The sequence below is a fragment of the Paraburkholderia sp. genome (genome assembly GCF_034668105.1).
Taxonomy (GTDB): domain Bacteria; phylum Pseudomonadota; class Gammaproteobacteria; order Burkholderiales; family Burkholderiaceae; genus Paraburkholderia.
Window position 1 is genome coordinate 1 of sequence record NZ_JAXDPY010000597.1, and the last position, 4,660, is coordinate 4,660.

At 64.8% G+C, this 4,660-nt stretch carries 3 protein-coding genes; 2 read left to right on the forward strand and 1 reads right to left on the reverse strand.

The window, feature by feature from the left end; translation table 11 throughout:
* Positions 1-2,542: AMP-binding protein (locus tag QOC89_RS26410; RefSeq protein WP_323047722.1), on the reverse strand; the 2,542-nt coding region annotated here is incomplete at its 3' end.
* 394 nt (positions 2,543-2,936) lie between these two features.
* Here QOC89_RS26410 and QOC89_RS26415 point away from each other — a divergent pair.
* Positions 2,937-3,491 (forward strand): energy transducer TonB, encoded by a 555-nt coding sequence (locus QOC89_RS26415; protein ID WP_323047723.1) that lies wholly within the window; start codon positions 2,937-2,939, stop codon positions 3,489-3,491.
* Positions 3,492-3,758: 267 nt separating this feature from the next.
* On the forward strand, positions 3,759-4,660 hold a 902-nt coding region (locus QOC89_RS26420; protein ID WP_323047724.1), incomplete at its 3' end, for an MFS transporter.

The following is a 4,660-nucleotide window of genomic DNA, read 5'->3' on the forward strand; positions in this document are numbered from 1 at the left end:
GCTGGAAGCGGCCGAGGTCGCCGGAACGGTAAAGACGGCCCGGGCCGAATGGATTGTCGCGGAACTTCTGTCCGGTCAACTCGGGCCGCAACAGATAGCCGCGCGAGACCGCCGCCCCGCCGATGCAGATCTCGCCGATGGCGCCGAGCGGCACCGCCTGGCCTTCCTCATCGAGCAGGTGGATCTGGTAGCCAGGGAGCGGATGGCCGAGTTGATTGGCCGGTTTGTCGCCGTCAAAGGTGTTGTCGGTCGCCATCACGGTGGCCTCCGTCGGCCCGTAGATATTCGACAGACGTAGTACGCCGGACCAGAAACGGATTGTCTCGTCGTCGCTCGCCTCGCCGCCGCACAAGATCGTGTCCAGATGCGGCAGCGCGCGCCGCGGCAGCAGTTTGAGAATCGCCGGCGGCAGGAATGCATGCGTGATGCGTTCGGCGTCGAGGAAAACGGACAGCGCTTCGGCATCGGTGCGCACCGCTTCGGGTGCGACGATCAGGTGGCCGCCATGCGTCAGCGGATTAAAAATCTCCAGCACGCTGGCGTCGAAATTGACGGACGCGAACTGCAGCCAGCGGGTACTTTCATCACGCCGGTAGCGGCCCGCAAGCGACGCGATGAAATGCGCCAGCATGCCGCGCTCGATGACCACGCCTTTGGGTTTGCCCGTCGTCCCGGACGTGTAGATCACGTAGGCTGCGCGGTGCGGATCGGCCTGCGTGAATCGTGAAACGGTTGCCTCGGCCACCGGGGCATTCAACAGATCGTCGAGCCGATACAGTGCGCAATCCACCAACGCGCTCAGGCGCTCGTGCGTCGCCGCATCGACGATCACCGCTTGCAGTTGCGCGTCCTCGACGATGTAGCGCAAACGCTCATCGGGCATCTGCGGATCGAGCGGCAGGTAGCCCGCGCCGCTGGCGAGCACGCCGAGCATGGCCGGCACGATGCTCGCACCGCGCGAGACGCAAATGCCGATCAGCGTGTCCCGTTCATCCGGCGCGGCTGGCCCGGGCACGGCCGGAGCACAGTGTGTCCGACGCGCTCGTGGCCTTAAGGGCTGTGGCACGGAATGGGTGGATATGTCGCACGTGGCCAATGCCGCGCCCACGCGCTGGGCGGCAAGCGCCAGTTGCGCGTAAGTGAAGACGGCGTCCGGGCCGCTGAGCGCCGGACGCCCCGCGTGTTCGAGCGCCGTCTGAGCGAACAGATCGAGCACGTCGCGCGCGGGCGCCGCGAGCGGGCCGCCATCGGACCATTGCGCACAGCGCTGCCGCAAAGCCGGGGTATAGAGATCGATCGCATCGAGCTTCTGTTCGAGACACTCGCCGACGCGCGCCAGCAAAGCCGTCAAATGCTCGAAGGCGAGACGCAAGCCGTCGAGCTCCTGCGGATGCCGGCTATGCACATGCAACGCGATCCGCTCGCGCACATCCAGATAGACGCCAATCTCCTCATGCGCGAAACGGCGCGAATACGCTGCCAGCAAGACCACCGGCAGCGCGTCGAGCGTAAGCGCGTCATAGGGCAAGCTGTCGGTCTCACAGACCACATTGGTCGCACGCACGAAACCCGGCTCGCGCCGCTCGATATCGTGCAGCACTTCGAAGGCCGGCAGCCCGGCGTGAAAATCCGCCATCTCCGCGCGCGCCGCCGCGTGCCGCAGAAACTGCCGCAGCGTCATCGTGTCGTCGAAATCGGTTTTCAGAAAGCGCCGCCGTTCGTCGAAACCCATCGTCTCGTCGCGCGGACCGCGGCCGCGCTGGTGATGCGCGGTGAGCACCGCGCGGCTGCCGGTCATGCGGTGCAGCAGCACGTGAACGCACAACTTGATCAGACCATCCGGGGCGATGCCGAGTGCTTTTGCCTGGCTGCGCAATGCGGCGTCTGTTTGCGCATCGAGGCGCACGGTGAAGCTGCTGTCGGCCCGCGCGTTCTGCCGGCGCGGCGGATGCCATTCGAACGAGGCATTGCCCAGCTGGCCGATCCAGAAATCGAGGTCGGTCTGCAAACGGCCGCTCGCCCGCAATTCGCGCTCGGCGTCGAGCAGGCCTTGCTGATCGATGTCGAGCGGCGCGCCAGGCGCCTCGCCGCAATAGAACCACGACAGCGCGTTGAACAACGGCTTCAGCGAAAAACGGTCGAGCAACGCGGAATGACAGGCGAACACGAGATAACTTCGTTCACCGTCGCGCAGCAGCGTAAACGCCCACGGCAGTCCGGCATCCAGGCGAAAGGCCCGCGCGCATAGGCCGTCGATCAGCGACCGCGCGGCGGCTTCGTCGCGCGTGTCGCGACTGTCGAGATCGATCACGTTCAGCTCCGCGCACACCTCGCGGCGCATGACCCAGCGCAGACCTTGCTCGGTTTCGACGAGGCGGTAGGCGAGCGGCCGGCAATGCACGACCAGTTGCGCCACGGCGGCGGACAGACGTGCGGCGTCGGGACGGCCGTCGATCCGGTAGACGGCGCAGAGATTGGGACCGGCGGCATGCGCCAGCGTGCGGGATTGCGTGCGCGTCAACGCAAATGAAGAGTGTTCCAAGCGATACCTCGTTGTCGGGATGGACAGGTCCGATCGGCTCGCGTAGCGCCGGCCGCGCACGGCTCATGACCGCGCCGCGGCGCTGCGCCCGATGGTCCGGTCAACCACGCTATTGACGCGAGGATCGAGTCGCCATAGGAAGACTCTTAGAACTCGTGTTGTGTGAGGACTAGCGTGAGGATCCTTTGTTCAAACCCGGGTTATGTCAGGTGGATCGCATCAGACTGAAGCCGCTCATGCATGCAGCAGAAAGGCAATGGAAAGATCTCTGGGCACGGCGTGCAAGCGAACCGGGCCATGTGGCTCGGGATTGACATACAGGGTGAACGACAATTGAAACCTGGCGCTTTTTGACTACCATCGAGTTAGATCCGTCCCGGTACTTTCCACGACGATGCTCAGCCGCACGCGCCACCTTCGCCGCTTGACAGGACGCTTCGCCTCACGCGTGAGCGCGTCTCTATTGCATGCGTATCACGCGGCGCCGGCATTGACGTCGGCTTCGATTCTGACGCTCGCGGCGGCCCTGGCCGGCTGCACCATCACCCCGCCACAACGCCCGCTGATCGTCACCCCGGCGGCGGCCGTCAATAGTGCGACGCTCGACCAGTATCGCAGCGCGGTCGCCAAACGGATCATCGAACGCAACCCGTCTTATGTCTTGCACGGCACACCGCAAGCGATGCTGCGCTCGCTGGTCGTGGTGTCGTTCACGGTGGATCACGAGGGCCGGGTGCTGGAGTCGTCGGTCTATCGCACCAATGGCGACGACGAAGCCGAAAGCACCGCGCTTGCCACCTTGCGACGCGCGTCGCCACTCCCGCAGCCGCCCGGCAAATTGCTGAACGGCCGTGGCCAGATCGAACTGTTCGAAGACTGGCTGTTCAACGACAACGGCAAATTCCAGTTGCGCGAGTTCGCCTCGCCGCAAGCGCAAACCATCGACTGAACCCCACGCCAGCGCAGTGTCCGAACGCGTCCAAACGCAGCCGAAGCGGCTGCATCACGGCTTTGAAGCAGCGCTAAAATCTCATGCGACCGCTGACGTCAGCCGGCTGCCGTTGTAAGCTGTCGCTTCGTCGCTCGCGCCGAGCATGACTTCAACCCCCTGCGAGACGCGCGCAAGCGCACGAATCCAAACAAAAATGCCGCCTGAGCACGCGCCGCCCGCACAGAAGCACGGCGCCCAAAGGCATCACGACATAGGAGACCTTGCATGTCCACTTCGCCGATTTCCGCGGCCCAGCCCAATGCGGCCGGGCAGAACAGCAGCGCGCGGATCATCTTCGCGAGCTTTATCGGCACCGCGATCGAGTTCTACGATTTCTACGTCTATGCAACCGCTGCGGCGCTCGTCATCGGACCGGTGTTTTTCCCGCATGGCTCGGCAACCGCCCAGGCCTTGTCGGCTTTCGTCACGTTCGGCATCGCGTTCGTCGCGCGGCCGATCGGCTCATTCATCTTCGGTCACTTCGGCGACCGGATTGGCCGTAAGTCGACGCTGGTCGCTTCGCTGCTGGTGATGGGTGTGTCGACCACGTTGATCGGTTTCGTGCCCGGCTACGATTCGATCGGCAGTCTCGCGCCGATCCTGTTGTGCGTGCTGCGCTTCGGCCAGGGTATCGGCCTCGGCGGCGAATGGGGCGGCGCGGCGCTGCTCGCCACCGAGAACGCGCCGGCCGGCAAACGCGGCTGGTTCGGGATGTTCCCGCAACTGGGACCGTCGATCGGCTTTCTCGCCTCCAACGGTCTGTTCTTCGCTTTGGCGCTGTCGTTGAGCGACGAACAATTCCGCAGCTGGGGCTGGCGCGTGCCGTTCCTCGTCAGCGCGGTGCTGGTCGCGCTCGGCTTGTACGTGCGCCTGAAAATCGCCGAGACGCCGGCCTTCCAGGCAGCGATCGAACGCAAAGAGCGCGTGAAGGTGCCGATCGCCACGCTGCTTTCGCAGCACTGGTTGCCGACCCTCCTCGGCGCGCTGGCCATGGTGGTCTGCTACACGCTGTTCTATAACGCCACGACGTTTTCGCTGTCGTACGGCGTGTCGGTGCTGCATATTCCGCGGCCCACGTTCCTCGGCATGCTGTGCATCGCGGTGGTGTTCATGGCGCTCGCCACGCC